General features: G+C 65.2%; 11 protein-coding genes. 5 read left to right on the top strand and 6 right to left on the bottom strand.

Annotated features, from left to right (window positions below):
* Position 1 precedes the first annotated feature (1 nt).
* From F3J17_RS20185 to apbC, 4 genes are all read right to left on the bottom strand, one after another.
* On the bottom strand, positions 2–2,281 hold the full coding sequence (locus F3J17_RS20185; RefSeq protein ID WP_167062575.1) for an arginine/lysine/ornithine decarboxylase: 2,280 nt from the start codon (positions 2,279–2,281) through the stop codon (positions 2–4).
* Positions 2,282–2,370: 89 nt separating this feature from the next.
* The gene (dcd, locus tag F3J17_RS20180) at positions 2,371–2,940 is read right to left on the bottom strand and encodes a dCTP deaminase (protein ID WP_167062572.1); all 570 of its coding nucleotides are present in this window, start codon (positions 2,938–2,940) and stop codon (positions 2,371–2,373) included.
* 270 nt (positions 2,941–3,210) lie between these two features.
* Positions 3,211–3,747 (bottom strand): superoxide dismutase family protein, encoded by a 537-nt coding sequence (locus tag F3J17_RS20175; RefSeq protein WP_167062569.1) that lies wholly within the window; start codon positions 3,745–3,747, stop codon positions 3,211–3,213.
* A 204-nt stretch (positions 3,748–3,951) separates the two neighbouring features.
* Entirely contained in the window at positions 3,952–5,040 is a 1,089-nt protein-coding gene (apbC, locus tag F3J17_RS20170) for an iron-sulfur cluster carrier protein ApbC (protein WP_167062566.1), read from the bottom strand.
* A 282-nt stretch (positions 5,041–5,322) separates the two neighbouring features.
* On the opposite strand from apbC, the gene F3J17_RS20165 reads away from it, so the two are divergent.
* Both F3J17_RS20165 and metG read left to right on the top strand, forming a co-directional pair.
* Complete coding sequence (locus F3J17_RS20165; RefSeq protein ID WP_167062563.1) at positions 5,323–5,973, top strand: OmpA family protein; 651 nt, start codon at positions 5,323–5,325, stop codon at positions 5,971–5,973.
* 361 nt (positions 5,974–6,334) lie between these two features.
* Positions 6,335–8,482, top strand: coding sequence for a methionine--tRNA ligase (metG, locus tag F3J17_RS20160; RefSeq protein WP_167062560.1), 2,148 nt, complete (start codon positions 6,335–6,337; stop codon positions 8,480–8,482).
* 81 nt (positions 8,483–8,563) lie between these two features.
* Here the strand turns inward: metG and F3J17_RS20155 are convergent, their stop codons facing one another.
* Both F3J17_RS20155 and F3J17_RS20150 read right to left on the bottom strand, forming a co-directional pair.
* Positions 8,564–13,045 carry a translocation/assembly module TamB domain-containing protein gene (locus F3J17_RS20155; protein ID WP_167062557.1) on the bottom strand — a complete coding sequence of 1,494 codons (4,482 nt, stop codon included), beginning with the start codon at positions 13,043–13,045 and terminating at the stop codon, positions 8,564–8,566.
* A gap of 55 nt (positions 13,046–13,100) precedes the next feature.
* A complete protein-coding gene (locus F3J17_RS20150; RefSeq protein ID WP_240161068.1) occupies positions 13,101–14,909 on the bottom strand; it encodes an autotransporter assembly complex family protein in 1,809 nt (602 codons plus the stop codon).
* Positions 14,910–15,448: 539 nt separating this feature from the next.
* Here F3J17_RS20150 and F3J17_RS20145 point away from each other — a divergent pair.
* From F3J17_RS20145 to panC, 3 genes are all read left to right on the top strand, one after another.
* Positions 15,449–15,634, top strand: a complete 186-nt coding sequence (locus tag F3J17_RS20145; protein WP_167062554.1) for a DUF3460 family protein — start codon at positions 15,449–15,451, stop codon at positions 15,632–15,634.
* 38 nt (positions 15,635–15,672) lie between these two features.
* The gene (locus F3J17_RS20140; protein ID WP_167062864.1) at positions 15,673–16,581 is read left to right on the top strand and encodes a ScpA family protein; all 909 of its coding nucleotides are present in this window, start codon (positions 15,673–15,675) and stop codon (positions 16,579–16,581) included.
* Positions 16,582–16,871: 290 nt separating this feature from the next.
* A complete protein-coding gene (gene panC / locus F3J17_RS20135; RefSeq protein ID WP_167062551.1) occupies positions 16,872–17,714 on the top strand; it encodes a pantoate--beta-alanine ligase in 843 nt (280 codons plus the stop codon).
* Positions 17,715–17,757 lie beyond the last annotated feature (43 nt).

Here is a 17,757-nt window from a genome sequence, read left to right as displayed (position 1 = left end):
CTTAGGCCCGCACGCAATCCACGAAGTACTCGATGCGGCCGTTGATGGTCTCGCCCACGAGTCCGTGGATGTCGGTGTGGAAGCCCGGGAAGCGCTCGTTGAATTCGCGCGCGAACTTCAGGTAGTTCACGATCGTCTTGTTGAAGCGCTCGCCCGGAATCAGCAGCGGAATGCCCGGCGGGTACGGCGTGAGCAGGATCGACGTGACGCGGCCTTCGAGTTCGTCGACCGGCACGCGATCGATCTCGCGGTGCGCGAGCTTGGCGAACGCGTCGGACGGCTTCATCGCCGGTTCCATCGTCGACAGATACATCTCGGTCGTCAGACGCGCGATGTCGTTGGCGCGGTAGACGCTGTGGATCTGCTGGCACAGATCGCGCAGGCCCACGCGTTCGTACATCGGGTGTTGCGCGACGAATTCCGGCAGCACGCGCCACAGCGGCTGGTTGTTGTCGTAGTCGTCCTTGAACTGCTGGAGTTCCGTGACCATCGAGTTCCAGCGGCCCTTGGTGATGCCAATCGTGAACATGATGAAGAACGAATACAGGCCGGTCTTCTCGACGATGATGCCGTGCTCGGCCAGGTACTTCGTGACGATGGCGGCCGGAATGCCGGTTTCGCCGAATTCGCCGTCCACGTCCAGACCCGGCGTGACGATGGTCGCCTTGATCGGGTCCAGCATGTTGAAGCCTTCGGCCAGCGCGCCGAAACCGTGCCAGTGATCGTTCGGACGCAGGATCCAGTCTTCGCGCGAGCCGATGCCTTCTTCGGCCAGATCGTCCGGACCCCAGACCTGGAAGAACCAGTCGTCGCCGTATTCGGCGTCGACCTTGCGCATGGCGCGGCGGAAATCGAGCGCTTCGGCGATCGACTCTTCCACCAGCGCCGGGCCGCCCGGCGCTTCCATCATCGCGGCCGCCACGTCGCACGACGCGATGATCGCGTATTGCGGCGAGGTCGACGTGTGCATCAGATACGCCTCGTTGAAGCGATGGCGGTCGAACGCGCTGTCTTCCGAGTCCTGCACGACGATCTGCGAAGCCTGCGAGATCCCGGCCAGCAGCTTGTGCGTGGAGTGCGTGGCGAACACCAGCGCCTTGGTGCGCGGACGGCCTGCGCCGATCGCGTGCATGTCCTGGTAGAACTCGTGGAATTCGGCGTGCGGCAGCCAGGCTTCGTCGAAGTGCAACGTGTCGAGCATATCGCCGAGCAGATCCTTGATCATCTCGACGTTGTAGACCACGCCGTCATACGTGCTCTGCGTGATCGTCAGAATGCGCGGCTTGACGTTCGGATTCTTCGCCAGCGCTTCACGGGCGAACGGGTTCGCCTCGATCTTCTTGCGGATGTTTTCCGGCTTGAACTCGTCGCGCGGAATCGGGCCGATGATGCCGAAGTTGTTGCGCGTCGGCGTGAGGAACACGGGGATCGCGCCCGTCATCGTGATCGCGTGCAGGATCGACTTGTGGCAGTTGCGGTCCACCAGCACGATGTCGCCCGGCGCCACCGTTGCGTGCCAGACGATCTTGTTCGACGTGGAGGTGCCGTTGGTCACGAAGAACACGTGGTCGGCGCTGAAAATGCGCGCCGCGTTGCGCTCCGATGCCGCAACCGGGCCGGTGTGATCGAGCAGCTGGCCGAGTTCTTCCACGGCGTTGCAGACGTCCGCGCGCAGCATGTTTTCGCCGAAGAACTGGTGGAACATCTGGCCAAGCGGATTCTTCAGGAACGCCACGCCGCCCGAGTGACCCGGGCAGTGCCACGAGTACGAGCCTTCGTCGGCGTACTTGACGAGTTCCTTGAAGAACGGCGGCGCAAGCGCGTCCAGATACACGCGCGCTTCACGAATCACGTGACGCGCCACGAACTCCGGCGTGTCCTCGAACATGTGAATGAAGCCGTGCAGCTCGCGCAGGATATCGTTGGGCAGATGGCGCGAGGTGCGCGTTTCGCCGTACAGGAAGATGGGAATGTCGGCGTTACGCGTGCGCACCGCTTCCATGAACGCACGCAGCGCGACGATCGCGGGCGCGTGCTCCGGCGCGTCGCCGTCCGTGCCTTCCACGTAGGGCAGCAGCTCGTCGTCGTCGATCGACAGGATGAAGCACGCGGCGCGGCTCGACTGCTGCGCGAACGACGTGAGGTCGCCGTAGCTCGTCAGCCCGAGGACTTCCGCGCCCTCTTTCTCGATGGCTTCGGCGAGAGCGCGGATGCCGGAACCCGAGATGTTCTCGGAGCGAAAGTCTTCGTCGATGATGACGACGGGAAAACGAAACTTCATGGGCGATTCTCCAAATGAAACGACCGCTGCATGTAACGCGCAGCGGTCCCCGTATGTCGTAAATCCGGTGGGTTAAGTGCGCTCGAACGTCAGGTCTTCGGCAAAGTAACGCCGTGCTGGCCTTGATACTTGCCGCCGCGATCCGCGTAAGACACTTCGCAGACCTCGTCGCTCTCAAAGAAGAGCACCTGGGCTACGCCTTCGTTCGCGTAGATTTTGGCAGGCAAAGGTGTCGTATTCGAGAATTCGAGCGTGACGTAACCTTCCCACTCGGGTTCGAACGGCGTGACGTTCACGATGATGCCGCAGCGCGCATAAGTGGACTTGCCCAGACACACCGTCAGGACGCTGCGCGGAATGCGGAAATACTCGACGGTACGCGCCAGCGCGAACGAATTCGGCGGGATGATGCAGACGTCGCCCTTGAAGTCCACGAACGACTTTTCGTCGAAATTCTTCGGATCGACGATGGTCGAGTTGATGTTCGTGAAGATCTTGAATTCGTCGGCGCAGCGGATGTCGTAGCCGTAGCTGGAGGTGCCGTAGCTGACGATCTTGCGGCCGTCTTCCGACAGGCGAACCTGGTCGCGCGCGAACGGCTCGATCATGTTCTGCTCTTCGGCCATGCGCCGGATCCACTTGTCGGATTTGATTGCCATGTTTCGCTACGGTCCAGAAAAAACGGGGAACAAAAAAGAAGAATGCTCGCAAAACCCGCCCAGGGCCCTCTGGCCGTGGCGTTGCCTTGCGAAAGGCGACTATTTTACGCGATGTGAGTCTGTGTGCCTGGAAGTGCGCTTCGAATGCGCCGCGCAATCGTCACATTCGCGCTTTAGCGGGGCTTTCGGGCACGTTCGAGACGTGTTGCAGGCGGCTTACAGGCGCTTCCTGCCGCGCATTGGCGCGTTGAATCGGCTCGTTGAATGCGCTCACTGCACCTTCACCACGCCGCACGCCAGCGCCGCGCCGGTGCCGCGTTGCGGCCAGGCGTAAGGATCGATGGCGTCGTGATGGACGATCACCGCGCGCTGCAGCACCGAACGCACGCCGTCGAGCGACACGTCGGTGGCGACCAGAAAGCCGGTGGCCACGCCGTTGGAATCCGCATGAATGTTGCCGAGGTCGCCCGCGACGCGCGCGCCGGGCTTGAGACGCTCGGCGGCGGGCGCAAAGACCGGACCGGCGCTGGAAGCGTCGGTGGCGTTGCAGTCGCCGCGTTCGTGGATCTGCAGGGCATGGTCGGAATCGGGCGGCAGGCCGGCGAGGTTGTAGCTCACCTGCACGCCGTCAGAGTGTTCGACGAACGACACGGTGCCGCGCACCTGATTGCCGACGGTGGGCTGCAACTGCGTGCCCGCACGCTTGTCCTGCTGGCCCATGAAGCTCGTGCAGCCGCCCAGCAGCATGCACGCAACCACGGCCACCAGGACTGCATTTCCCGCCTGCCTGTCGTTTCCTTTAACCATGCGTTCCTCTTGCCGGCGCACGCCCGCCCATTGCGGCTGTCGATCCGGACCCATGAATCCCACATGATACCGCGCACGCGCGCAGTCGCGGGCCTTCCGTGGCCTCGAACCGCCCCGTCATGTGCGCAAACGCGCACGCCGCGGGCCTCGTCATGCAAGGCGCACGCGGCGTGCCTTTTAAAACGCCGGTCGGGACGAACGCACTCAGGTGTTCTGCACCACGATGGTCGGGAATTTCGAGCTCATGTCGCGCGAGCGTTCGGCGATCTGGATCGCCACGCGACGAGCAATCGCCTTGTAGGTATCGGCGACGGCGCTTTCGGGGGCGGCCACGACCGTCGGCGCGCCCGAATCGGCCTGTTGGCGAATCGAGATATCGAGCGGCAGGCTGCCCAGTACTTCGACGCCGTACTCCTTGCCCATGCGCTCGCCGCCGCCCGCGCCGAAGATATGCTCGGCGTGACCGCAGTTCGTGCAGACGTGGACCGCCATGTTTTCGACGATGCCGAGAATCGGAATGCCCACTTTCTCGAACATCTTCAGACCTTTCTTCGCGTCGAGCAGCGCGATGTCCTGCGGCGTCGTCACGATCACGGCGCCCGTCACCGGCACGCGCTGCGAGAGCGTGAGCTGGATGTCGCCGGTGCCCGGCGGCATGTCCACGACGAGATAGTCGAGTTCGCGCCAGTTCGTCTGCCGCAGCAGTTGTTCGAGCGCCGAGGTGGCCATCGGGCCGCGCCAGACCATCGGGTTGTCCTGGTCGACGAGGAAGCCGATGGAGTTGGCCTGCACGCCATGGCCTTCGAGCGGATTCATCGACTGGCCGTCGGGCGACTCGGGGCGGCCCTCGATGCCCAGCATCATCGGCAGCGAGGGGCCGTAGATGTCGGCGTCGAGCACGCCCACCGACGCGCCTTCGGCGGCCAGCGCCAGCGCCAGATTCACGGCGGTCGTGCTCTTGCCGACGCCGCCCTTGCCCGAGGCCACGGCCACGATGTTCTTCACGTTCGGCAGCAGCTTCACGCCACGCTGCACCGTGTGAGCGGTCACTTCGTGGCGCACCGTCACGCGGCTTGCCTTCACGCCGGGAACCGCCGCGAGCGCAGCCTGGACCTGGGCGCGGATCGCGTCGTACTGGCTCTTCGCCGGATAGCCGAGCACGATCTCGACGTCAACCGTTTCGCCGTCGATCGCGACGTTGCGCACGCCTTTGGCCGTCGTGTAGGGACGGCCCGTGTTCGGATCCGCGAGGGCCGCGAGAGCCGCGTCCACCAATGCCCGATCAATGCTCATTGAAACTCCGTGGGGATGATCGACCCGTCGTCCCGAGCGGCCCGTGGGGTGCCGCTTAGACGCCGTAAATCGAAAGAAATTGTTAAGCTGGATTGCGCAAATTCCTGCGGCAGGGCACGCTTCGCGGCAGCAGTCTTTTCGCGCCAGGCCAGCGCCTTTTACAGGCGCTCAAGCCGTCATTGTAGTAGCTGCCGCCGCGCGCCGTCCTATGACCCTGAACCCAGTCGGGGCCGGTAACCGGCACAGTGCAGCCTTCCCGTTTCACTCAAGAGAGGATTGAAAATGAACACAAGAATCTTGACCCGTCTGTCCGTCTTCGCTGTCGCCGGTGCGCTCGTCGCAGGCTGCGCGACCCAGCAGGGCACCAACACGGCCGTGGGCACCGGCGTCGGCGCGGGCACGGGCGCGGCGATCGGCGCGATCTTCGGCGGCGGCAAGGGCGCGGCGATCGGCGCGGGCGCAGGCGCGCTGGTGGGCGGCATCACCGGCTACAACTGGCAAGCCATTCACAACAAGCTGTCGGGCGCCACCAAGGGCACCGGCACGCAGATCACCGAACAGCCGGACGGCTCGCTCAAGCTCAACATCCCGAGCAACGTGACGTTCGACACCAACAGCTACGCGATCAAGCCGTCGTTCGCGCCGGTGCTCGACCAGGTCGCGCAGACGCTGCAGCAGAACCCGGAAGTCGTCGCCCAGGTGGTGGGTCATACGGATAACACCGGCCAGCCGGCGTACAACCAGACGCTGTCGGTCAACCGCGCGCAGAGCGTGGTGAACTACCTGGCGGGTCGCGGCATCCCGATGCAGCGCATGGCCGCCGAAGGTCGCGGCGACACGCAACCGATCGCCGACAACAGCACGGAAGCCGGCCGCACCGCCAACCGCCGCGTGGAAATCTATCTGCGCGCCACGGCCCAGCATCAGCAGTAAGCGCTTCGCTGGATAAATAGCGACAAAGCAGAACGGGACGGCCGAAACGCCGTCCCGTTCTGCTTTTCATGCAGGAGAAATGGCCGACCTTCACGCATGAGAAACCCGCCGCAAGGCCATTTCAGCGAATCGAAAAAATTTTCGAACTCTCGTGAAATAGCGCTGTCTGTCTTTACGGTACGTGTGCGGTCATGCCGCCGCGTCACCATTCTCCTCTTGTCGTTGTTGCTCCGGGGCCATCCTGCCCCGGTTTTTTTTGCCTGCGTTTTCTGCAACGCGGCGCACCGGGGCCCAGACGCTTCGCGCGTGCGCCCTGCTAAAATCGCGGTTTCCCCCCGCAACATCGGACGTCCAACCACTTATGTCAGCACCCGCCACCGACCTCGCCGCCGGCGCCTCCAGCGTCCAGAGCGGCCGCCAGATTCTCGTCACGTCTGCTCTGCCGTATGCGAACGGCCAGATCCACATCGGCCATCTGGTCGAGTACATCCAGACGGACATCTGGGTCCGTGCACATCGAATGCACGGGCACGAGGTCTATTACGTCGGTGCCGACGACACCCACGGCACGCCCGTCATGCTGCGCGCCGAGAAGGAAGGCCTCACGCCGCAGCAGTTGATCGCGCGCGTCTGGCAAGAGCACAAGCGCGACTTCGACAGCTTCGGCGTGTCCTTCGACAACTACTACTCGACCGATTCGGACGAGAACCGTGTGCTGTCGGAATCGGTGTATCTGGCGCTCAAGGAAGCGGGTTTCATCGAAACGCGCGACATCGAGCAGGCCTACGATCCGGTCAAGAACATGTTCCTGCCGGACCGCTTCATCAAGGGCGAGTGCCCGAAGTGCGGCGCGAAGGATCAATACGGCGACAGCTGCGAAGTATGCGGCTCGACCTATGCGCCTACCGACCTGAAGAATCCGTACTCGGTGGTGTCGGGCGCTACGCCCATCCGCAAGACTTCGACGCACTACTTCTTCCGTCTTTCCGACCCGCGCTGCGAAACATTCCTGCGCGGCTGGGTGGCAGGTCTGGCCCAACCGGAAGCCACCAACAAGATGCGCGAGTGGCTGGGCGACGCGGGCGAATCGAAGCTCGCCGACTGGGACATCTCGCGCGATGCGCCCTACTTCGGCTTTGAAATTCCGGGCGCGCCGGGCAAGTACTTCTACGTGTGGCTGGACGCGCCGGTCGGCTACTACGCGAGCTTCAAGAACCTGTGCGAGAAGCGCGGCCTGAATTTCGAAGAGTGGGTCAAGCCCGGTTCGAAGACCGAGCAGTATCACTTCATCGGCAAGGACATCCTGTATTTCCACACGCTGTTCTGGCCGGCGATGCTCGAATTCTCGGGTCATCGCACGCCTACGAACGTGTTCGCGCACGGCTTCCTCACGGTGGACGGCGCGAAGATGTCGAAGTCGCGCGGCACCTTCATCACGGCGGAAAGCTACATCACGACGGGCCTGAACCCGGAATGGCTGCGCTACTACTTCGCCGCGAAGCTCAACAGCACGATGGAAGACCTCGACCTGAACCTCGAGGACTTCCAGGCGCGCGTGAACAGCGATCTGGTGGGCAAGTACATCAACATCGCCAGCCGCGCGGCGGGCTTCCTGATCAAGCGCTTCGAAGGCCGCGTGCAGGACAGCGCGATGAAGCATCCGCTGCTGGAGCAACTGCGCGCCGCGATCCCGCAGATCGCCGCGAACTACGAAGCCCGCGAATACAGCCGCGCGCTGCGCACGACGATGGAACTCGCCGATGCCGTCAACGGTTACGTCGACGCAGCCAAGCCGTGGGAGCAAGCGAAAGACCCGGCCAACGCGGTCGCCCTGCATGAGTCGTGCAGCGTCAGCCTGGAAGCGTTCCGCCTGCTGTCGCTCGCGCTCAAGCCGGTGCTGCCGCAGCTCGCGCAAGGCGTGGAAGCGTTCCTCGCGATCGAACCGCTCACGTGGGCCGACGCTGGAAAGGCGCTCTCCTCGCAACAGCCGATCAACGCGTACAAGCATCTGATGACGCGCGTCGATCCGAAGCAGATCGAAGCGCTGCTGGCCGCGAACCGCGATTCGCTGCAGGCGACCGACGTACCCGCCGCTGCTGCCGACGCCAGCAAGAAGTCGAAGGCCTCGAAGGAAGCGAAGAAGCCTGCCGCAGAACCGGAAACGCCCGAAGTTATCTCTATCGACGACTTCGCGAAGATCGACCTGCGCGTGGCGCTGATCGTCGACTGCAATATCGTCGAAGGTTCGGACAAGCTGCTGCAACTCACGCTCGACGTGGGCGAAGAGAAGACGCGCAACGTGTTCTCGGGCATCCGTTCGGCCTACAAGCCGGAAGACCTCAAGGGCAAGCTCACGGTGATGGTCGCCAACCTCGCGCCGCGCAAGATGAAGTTCGGCATGTCGGAAGGCATGGTGCTCGCGGCTTCGGCTGCGGATGAAAAGGCCGAACCGGGCCTCTACATCCTCGAACCGCATAGCGGCGCGAAGCCGGGCATGCGCGTGCGCTAAACACACGTCGGCCGCAGCGCCCGAAGCAAAAAAGCACACCCAAGGGTGTGCTTTTTTTTCGTCCGCGACGCGTGCTGCGATCTACCAGCGAATCCTGTCAAAGCGACGCGTATAAAGAATATCCGCGCCGTAGAACGTGCCGCCGTACGCGGTCACCGACCAGTAACGCGTCAGGTTGAGCGTCGCCTTCACCGCATTCGAGGCCGATTGCAGGCCCTGCTCGTAACCAATCACCAGCCATTCGTTGATGGCCTTCGCCAGCATCACCACCTGTGGATCCGTCAGACCCACTTCGCTGCGGCCGATCGAAAACTCGTCGAGTCCCACTTCCTGCGCGATACGCTTGCCGCTCGCACTGCCGAGCAGCGCCAGCGCCGTCGTCATCGCGCTCTGCTGGCCGACGTTATTGCCCTGATCCGTGCCATGGCCGAACAGCAGCCACGAGAGTTTTTCGTTATCGGGCACGTTGGGTTCCGAGATCAGCTTCGCCACCGGCGCCTGCACTGTGCCGATCACCTGCACGCCCGCCTCCACCTGCTGGTTGCGGCGCATCGCCAGGATATTGATGCCCGGGTTCGCTACCGGTCCGTTGAAGGTGAAGAAGCCGTTTTCGATATTGAGCTTGCGACCGAACGCCGTGTAGGTGGAGCCCTCGGTCACGCGCACGTTGCCCACGGCGCGCAGCGGCACGTCGGGCGCGCTCATCGCCGTGATCGTGCCGGCCAGTCCGAGATCCGCGCCCATGCCGCGGAAGCGGAAGTTGCGGCCCAGGTTGATGTCGATATTGGCGCGCGGCGCAAAGCGCGGCGCGGGCTTGTCCGACGCCTGCTGCGCCTGCACGGCGGGCGGCGGCGTACCGCCGCGCGTGGTGCCGTCCGGGCGCACGATCACGACATCGTCGCCCAGTTCCGGCGCGGCCGATTCCGGCATGTCGAACAGCGCGCGGTCGACCGTGAACTTGCCGTCGATCTGCATGCCGCCCAGATGGCCGCCATTGGCGATGCTCGCGCTGCCCGAGAGCGACAGGTGGCGATCGGGCGCGGCGAACAGTTCGAGCTTGTCGGCGACGATGCTCGCGGTGAGGTCGGGTTCGTCGTTGTCCAGGCGCACGCGGCCGGTGGCGCGCAGCGTGCCGTCGCCGCCGTGGAACTCCACCTGCTGGAAGTCGACGAGATTCTTCGACAGCATCACGCGCACCACGCCGTCCTTGAGCTGCAGCCCCTGATCGACGAGCGTCGCGGACAGCCCATCGCCGATCAGCGAGCCCGAGAGATTGGGCTTCGCGACGGTGCCACCCAGCGCGAGTTGCAGCGCAAAGTGACCGTCGAGCAGATAGCTCGGCCCAAGCAGCCCGCCCGTGGTCTTGAGCGAAGGCACGTCGGCCTTGATGGTGCCGCCCAGCGGCGCTTCCTCGCCGAGCGTGAGCATGCCGTCGCGCGGCGTCAGCGTCGTATTCGCGTCGATATCGATCACGCCCACGCGGCTGGCCTGCGCGTGCGCGGTGAGCGTCAGGCGATTGCCGCCGCTGAAGGCCGCGCGCGCGCTCAGATCGCCGATACCGACCGAAGCGAGACCCCGGCCGATTTCGGCGGTGATATCGCCCGAGCGGCGTTTGAGCTGGATATAGCCGCTCGCCGTCGGCCCGACCGAAAAGTCCCAGTCGCCGTCGAACACGAGATCGGTCTTGAGACTGGACGGCTTGCCCGTGAGCTGCTGCTGGAACTGCATGATGCGCGCGAGCGACACCGTGGTCAGCGAGCCCGCCGAACGGATGCGCCCATGATCGAGATCGAAGGACTTGAGATCGAGCGTCGCGCCGAGCGCCGTGAGCCGCGTTGCGCCCAGTGTCACCTTGCCCGGCCCCGCGCTGACGGTGAGCGGCACCTGCAGATCAACGTCCGGCGCGCCGCGATTCTGCAACTGCGTGACGGTGCCGTCCCAGCGCGTGCCTTCGCGCGTTTCGGAGAGCTTGCCGTTGGCCGCCACCTGCACGTCGATCGGCTGGCCCTGCACCTTGCCCTTCGCGCTCGCGGTGAGCGCGTGTTTCGCCCGCGTGCCGGTCAGGCGCGCAGTGAGCGTGGCGATCTCGACGCCGCCTGCCGCGATGCCGCTGGCGTCGGCGCTAAAGGCAAGCGCGCCGTTCGCGCCGTCGTGCAGTTCGGCGTGGCCTTCGGCATGGCCCAGACGGTTTTCGCCGAACACCACGTGATCGGCCTTGTAGTCGAGCGCGACATCGGGATGCGCGATCGTACCTGTCAGGTCGCCGTTCGCCGCCACCTGCCCCGCCACGCCGAAACCCAGCCGATCGAGTTGCGGCGCGTCGACCTTGAAGCGCAGGCGGTCGCCGCGTGCGCCGAAGCTGCCTTGCAGGTCCACGCTATTGCCCGCCACCGAAAGATTCGCGCGGCTCGGCAACAGGCGCATGCCCGCCAGCTGGATCAGCCCCTCGCCGGTGAGCGGCAGGTTGTCGTAGACGCTCGGGCCGAGCTTGAATTCGGCCTTGGCGGTGAGTTCCGGCGCGAGCGTGCCCGTGGCCGTGAGCGTGCCGTTCACGCGCGCTTCGACGCGCCGCGCGGGGGCCTTTGCAGCGGATTTGCGCACGGGTTTCGCAGCGGCGGGCTGCTGGACGGTATGGCGCGCGACGTTCTGGGCCGCCGCCTGCTCGCTCGATTGCGCGGGATTCAGCGCGGGGTTCGCAGCCGGATTGAGCGCGAGGCTATGTTTGGAGTCGAGCGCATTGGCCTGTGCCTTGCGTTGCGCTTCAGTCGGCCCGGAAGGCTGCGGCGTCACGCTGGCAGGCCGGTGTTCGGTGCTTGTGCTGGGCGCCTGCGAAAGCAGCGAGAGCGGATCGAAATTGGTCAGCGTGGCCTTGAGGGTGTAGCTGGATTTCGCGTCGTGCTTGAGTGCGCCCGACAGATCGACGCGGCCTTCGCCCGAACTCACGCGCACATCGTTGAAGGCGATGCGCGCCGGGTCCAGCGTGATCTTGCCCTGGGCGCGCAGCGCGGCCTTGGGATCGGCGAGATCGAGGGTGACGCTCTGCACGTCGTCGGCCAGACGCACGGTGATCGGCCCGGCGAGCTGGGTCGGACGCACGCTCGCCTGCAGCGCGTTGAGGTCGAGGTTCGCGACCTTGAGATCGAAGCGGCCGTCGCGCCCGCTGATGACGCCGCCACCCGTGACCGTCGCGTTTTTGACGAGCCGCACGTCGAGGTTCGAGAGACGCTGCGTGTGGGCGTCGAGTACGACGTCGGTGCGGGCGTCGATGAGCGGCAGCAGTTGCGCGTCGATCGCGCCGGGCTTCGCATTGACGATCGAAACACTGCCCGCGACCGTGAAGCCCGCGGCGTTGGGGTTCTCGTTGGCGGGCTTGCCGCCTGCCGACTTGACGCCCGACTTGACGCCCGATGCGGGCGGCGGCGCGAGCGCATCGGCGCGGGCACCCGCCGATGCGCCATGCGCTTTCGAAACCGATGCCGCCGATGCCGCCGTTGCCGCTGAAGCCACCGAAGCAGCCGACGCCACCGCGGCACGCGGCTCGGGCACGAACGGTTTGACGCCTGCTTGCGCGGGCTGCAGATCGGCGCGCAACGCGAGATCGGCGAACGGCGCGCCCGGCGCGAAGGCCTGCGGATTGACGTGATCGAATGCCAGCGTCGCGCGCTTGAGCGGCACCGCCGCGAACGGCGCCGCCTCCAGATGCGCGCGGCCGGTGAGCTTCATGCCGCTCGCCGTGACGTCCGCGCCCAGCGTTTCCAGCGAACCGCCCAGATTCGCGTTCACCTGCACGTCTTCGTTATTGACCTTGCCCGAATAGCCGAGCGTGCCCGCCAGCGCAAACGGCCGCACGCCATCGAGCTTCGCCTCGGCGCTCACCGCGCCATAGGGCGTATCGAGCTGTTCGACGGCGGCTTCGTGATGCTGCCCGTCACTGCGGCCGCGGAACGAGAAGTTCGAGAATTCGGTGGCGCTCGCGCCCTGATGCAGCGTGAGCTTGTTCACATGCACGTCGCGAATATCGAGCGCAAGCGGCAGGCGCAGATCCTTCGGCAACGTCAGCGGCCCAGAGGAAGGCTCGTTGGACGGCACCACGCGCAGATCGATATCGCCGATATGCAGGTAGCTCACGACGAAACGCCACGGGCGATCCTTGTTGATCTCCAGCTTCCACTCGCCGCTTGCGCGGTCGATCGTGGCGGTCGTGCCGTCCGTGCCATGCCAGCTCACGTCGCGCAGACGCACACCGGTGGCGAGCGCGCCGCCGTCGAGCGTGCCCGCCAGCTGACCGCCGAGCACCTTGACCGCCGCGCGCCACGCCAACGCCGTGCCGCGCTCGGTCGTGAGCGCGCCATACAGCGCGCCGGCCACCAGCGCAACGATCAGCAGCAGCGTCGCGAAGGTCCAGGCGAACGCTTTGAGCCAGGTGCGGCCACGCCGCTTCGGCACGGGCGGCGTGGCTTGCGGATCCGCGCCTTCTGCCGGTGGCGCGCCCTCGCCTTCAGGCGGCGCCGCGAACGTCGCCAGAGGAATCGCGCACCAGTGCAGCCAGTCGCGCACGCTCATGTCGCCTCCCTTGCGAAGGACGACGGCAAAAACCGGAGGAACGGAGCGGACATCATCAGAAAGCGATTCCCAGCGTCAGATAGGGCCGCACTCTGCGTTCGCGAAAGCCATAGGCCAGATCGAGGTTGACCGGGCCGACCGGGCTGCGCCAGCGCGCGCCCAGGCCCGCGCCCGGATAGAAGACTTTCTCGCCCCAGGTGTCGGTGGCCGTGCCCACGTCGAAGAAGGCCGCGCCGCCCCAGTCGTGGCTGAACCAGTGCTGATATTCCGCCGATCCGGTGACGAGATACTTGGCCGGCAGGATCGAGCCGTCGACATCGTTACCGATGCTCTGAAAGCCGTAGCCGCGCACCGAGTTCGAACCGCCCGCGCGAAACAGCAGCGAAGCGGGCACGTCCGACGAACTGCTGGAGGTGAACACGCCGCCCAGTTCCGCGCGGAACAGCACGAGGTCGCTGCGCCCGATCGGCACGTATTGCTGGCCGCGCATATAGCCGCGCATGAAGGTGGCGTCCGAGGCCGCGCCCTTCACGGCGAAACCCGCTTCCACGCGGATCAGGTTGCCCGAGCGCGGGAACAGCGGATCGTCCACGTTGCGGCGCGTCCACGACCACGACGGCACCAGCGCGCGGCTCGTGGTCGGCCCTGCCGCGTTCTGCGTCAGGCGGTCCTGGTAGTACAGCAGCGAATACGCGTAGTCGATGTTCTGCGAGGTGCGCGTGCGTTGCACACCCATGCGCAGACTGTAGATGTTGGTGTCGGAGACGTCCGTCGTGGTGTAGGACACCAGCGCGCTATTGGTCCACGCGCGCGGCCCGGGCGGCATCGAAAGCTGGATCTGGCCGTACTGCTGGATCTGATCGAGACGCCCGGCGACCTGGAACGGCCACGCCGCACCGAAGGTGTCCAGATAGGTGTACGAACCCTGCACGTGCGCGCCCGTATCGGTCGAGTAACCCACGCCGCCGCGGAAGTTGTTGTACGGATACTCGCTCACTTTCACGTGCACGGGCGTGTTGAGCGGCTTTTGCGTGTTGTCGTCGACGTCGATCGCCACGCTCGCGTAGTACGGCGTGTTCTGGAGCTGGCGTTGCAGTTCGGTCACGCGGTTGACGTCGTAGATCTCGCCGGGCGACAGCGGGTTCACGTTCGTGACGATCTTTTCCGGGTAACGGCGCGGCCCGGAGATATCGAGCTGCCCCATCGTGAAGGTCGGGCCGCTGTCGAACGTCACGGAGAGTTTCGCGTCGTGCTTGAGCGGATCGACGCGCGCTTCCGAATGCACGATCTTCGCGCCCAGATAGCGGCGCGATTGCAGCGCGCGCAGCGCGGCGTTCTTCGCGCCGTCCCAGTCGGACTGCGTGAAGGCGTCGCCGTCGTGCAGCGAAAACGCAAAGCGCGTGGCGTTTTCCTGCGCATGATCTTCGGTCAGCACCGGGCCGGTGAAGCCGAGTTGAATCGACGAAATCGTCGTGCGCGGACCGGAATCGACCATCACGTGGACGACGCGGCGACCGTTTTCATCGGTGTGGACGTCGGTGCGCACGACCGGCGTGAAATAGCCGTCGGTGGACGCCAGATCGCGCACCTGCTGCGGGGTGGCGGTGACGAGAAATTCGAACTGGTCGTCGCTGATGTCTTCGCGTTTGGCGAAGCGCGCGATATCGAGGTGGGCTTCGAGCAGCTTGCGCAGTTCGCGCGGCGAGGCCTGGATATCGACGTCGTAATACGTCTTGCCGTGGGACCACGGCAGCAGGTCGGTGAGCGCGGCACTGGCGGGCGCGGCGGCCAGCAGGCTGAAGGCGAATCCCGCGGCGAGCCATGCGGCAAGGCGCACCGGCAAGTGCGTCAAGAAGCGCACCATGAAGCACACCATGAAGCGCACGGCGAGGCGCACATCGCAGCGCGGCCACGACGCCCGTGCCAACGGCCGGGCGTGCCGGGTTTGCCGGAAACGCCGGAAACACGGCCATACGCGTGCTGCTTCAGTCAGCCTACCCGCCAAACAGGACCTCCAGCTTTCGTTTGTCTTTTCGTTGTACCCGACGCGCGCCGCCCCGCTACTGTGCGGCTTCCTGACCGGACGGGCGCAAACGCGTTATTTCACCACATCAGCGCGTGAAAACCCCAGGAGGAGGCGCAAACGTGTGCAACAGGTTGCAACTGCGGCCAGGACCGGCACACGCTCACGCCATTTTTGAGACGCGCTCAGGCGCGACGTCGATGTGGCCCCGCACCCGCCCGCAGCGCGGCTTCGGCGCATCGCCCGCGCGGATGTTCCGCACGCGGCGCATGCGGTAAAATTGCCGCCGACAAGAAACACCGGATTCCCCGCGGCCGCCAGAAAGTCACAACAAAACTGGACGAAACGGCACAGGCCGCCCCACTCGACGGACGTCAGCCATGTATCAGTCGGACATCACCCAGTTCCTGAACCAGCTCAAAGAGCAGAAGCCGCAACTCGAAGAGCAGCAGCGCAAGGGCCGCTCGCTGCTGTGGGACAAGCAGCCGATCGACCTCGACGAACGCGAGCGCCAGCAGGCTTCGCGCGTCAAGCAGACGTCCTACGTTTACTACCAGAACTTCTGATGGCCGAAGCCGACGGCGCCGAACGGCCCGAAATGGCCATGGGGCCAGCGGGCGGTGAACCGGGCGAGAAAGGTGACAAGGGCGCGCAGCCGCACCCTCCCGCCCCGCCCAGCGCCGACGAGGCGCTCGCCACCCCCGCCACGGATTCGACGCCCGACACGGTCGACGGCGTCGCTTTCGCGCGCCTGTACGGCGAGCCGCTCTTCAAGCTTCCGCAAGACCTCTACATTCCGCCCGATGCGCTCGAGGTTTTCCTCGAAACGTTCGAAGGTCCGCTCGATCTGTTGCTGTACCTGATCCGCAAGCAGAACTTCAACGTGCTCGACATCCCGATGGCGGACGTCACGGCGCAGTACCTCGGTTACGTCGAGCAACTGCGCAAGACCAATCTCGAACTCGCGGCCGAATATCTGCTGATGGCGGCCATGCTGATCGAGATCAAGTCGCGCATGCTGCTGCCGGTCAAGAAGGCCGATACGGGCGAAGAAGCCGAAGATCCGCGCGCCGAACTCGTGCGCCGTCTGCTCGAATACGAACAGATGAAGCTCGCCGCGCAGCGCCTGGACAAGCTGCCGCAACTCGGCCGCGACTTCCTGCGCGCCGAGGTCTATATCGAGCAAAGCATCACGCCGCGTTTTCCCGACGTCGACAGCAACGACCTGCGCGCCGCGTGGGCCGACGTCATCAAGCGCGCGAAGCTGGTGCAGCATCACAAGATCTCGCGCGAAGAGCTGTCCGTGCGCGAGCATATGAGCGTGATTCTGCGCAAGCTGCAAGGCGCGCGCTTCATGGAGTTCTCGGAACTGTTCGACACCACGCGCGGCGTACCCGTGGTGGTGGTCAACTTCATCGCCATGCTGGAACTGGCGCGTGAATCGCTGCTCGAAATCACCCAGGCCGAGCCGTTCGCGCCCATCTACGTGCGCCTTGCGTATCTGCCTGCCTGATTTACCCGTCTGGTTTGCCTGCCCAAGCAGGCTTCTTCCCGCCGCACGCCCCGTCCCGCCTGCAATGGCCCCGTTTTCGTCGTCATTGCATCGCGGGCACCGCATCCGTCCCCTTCTTTCCAGTCCAGGATAATCCCCCATCCCGGGCGGCTGCGCAGCACGCACAAATCCTCTACAATCGCCCGCGCCTGCCCTGACAGGGACTGGCACGCCTTCCGGCCGGCCGCCTTGCGGGCCTGCCGTGTGCTGCAACCCCGTCTTGCCCCGCGCGAGGCACAACGCATCCGATCATGAAAGTCATCAGCTCGATTCAGGAACTGCGCGACCAGTTGCGCGGCCAAAACCGCACCGCGTTCGTCCCGACCATGGGCAATCTGCACGAAGGCCACCTTTCGCTGATGCGCCTGGCGCGTCAGCACGGCGACCCGGTCGTCGCGAGCATCTTCGTCAACCGTCTGCAATTCGGCCCGAACGAAGATTTCGACAAATACCCGCGCACGCTCGAAGCCGACATCGAAAAGCTGCAGAAGGAAAACGTCTACGTGCTGTTCGCGCCCACCGAGCGCGATCTCTACCCGCAGCCGCAGGAATACCGCGTGCGCCCGCCGCACGATCTGGGCGACATCCTCGAAGGCGAGTTCCGTCCGGGCTTCTTTGAAGGCGTGTGCACGGTCGTCATGAAGCTGATGTCGTGCGTGCAGCCGCGCGTGTCGATCTTCGGCAAGAAGGATTACCAGCAGTTGATGATCGTGCGCGCGATGTGCCAGCAGTTCGCGCTGCCGACCGAAGTGATCGCCGCCGAGACCGTGCGCGATCAGGACGGCCTCGCGCTCAGCTCGCGCAACCGCTATCTGTCGGACGCCGAGCGCGCCGAAGCGCCGCAACTGGCCGGCGCCCTGCAAGGCATCCGCGAAGCCGTGCTGTCGGGCCGCCGCGACTTCCAGCAGCTCGAACTCGACGCCATGGCGAAGCTGGCCCAGCGCGGCTGGAAGCCCGATTACATCGCCATCCGCAAGCGCGCGAACCTGCTGCCGCCGGCACCGGGCGTCGCCGCCGACGCCGAAGCGCCGCTCGTCGTGCTGGCCGCCGCCAAGCTCGGCCCGACGCGCCTCATCGACAACCTGGAAATCTGAGCGGCGCGACGTCGCGCCGCCGGTCCCCATCACGCCATTACCG

The organism is Burkholderia sp. Ax-1719 (genome assembly GCF_011753055.1).
In the GTDB taxonomy this organism is placed as follows: domain Bacteria; phylum Pseudomonadota; class Gammaproteobacteria; order Burkholderiales; family Burkholderiaceae; genus Paraburkholderia.
Note: the sequence above shows the minus strand (reverse complement) of the source record. Positions and strands in the feature narration are given on the sequence as shown.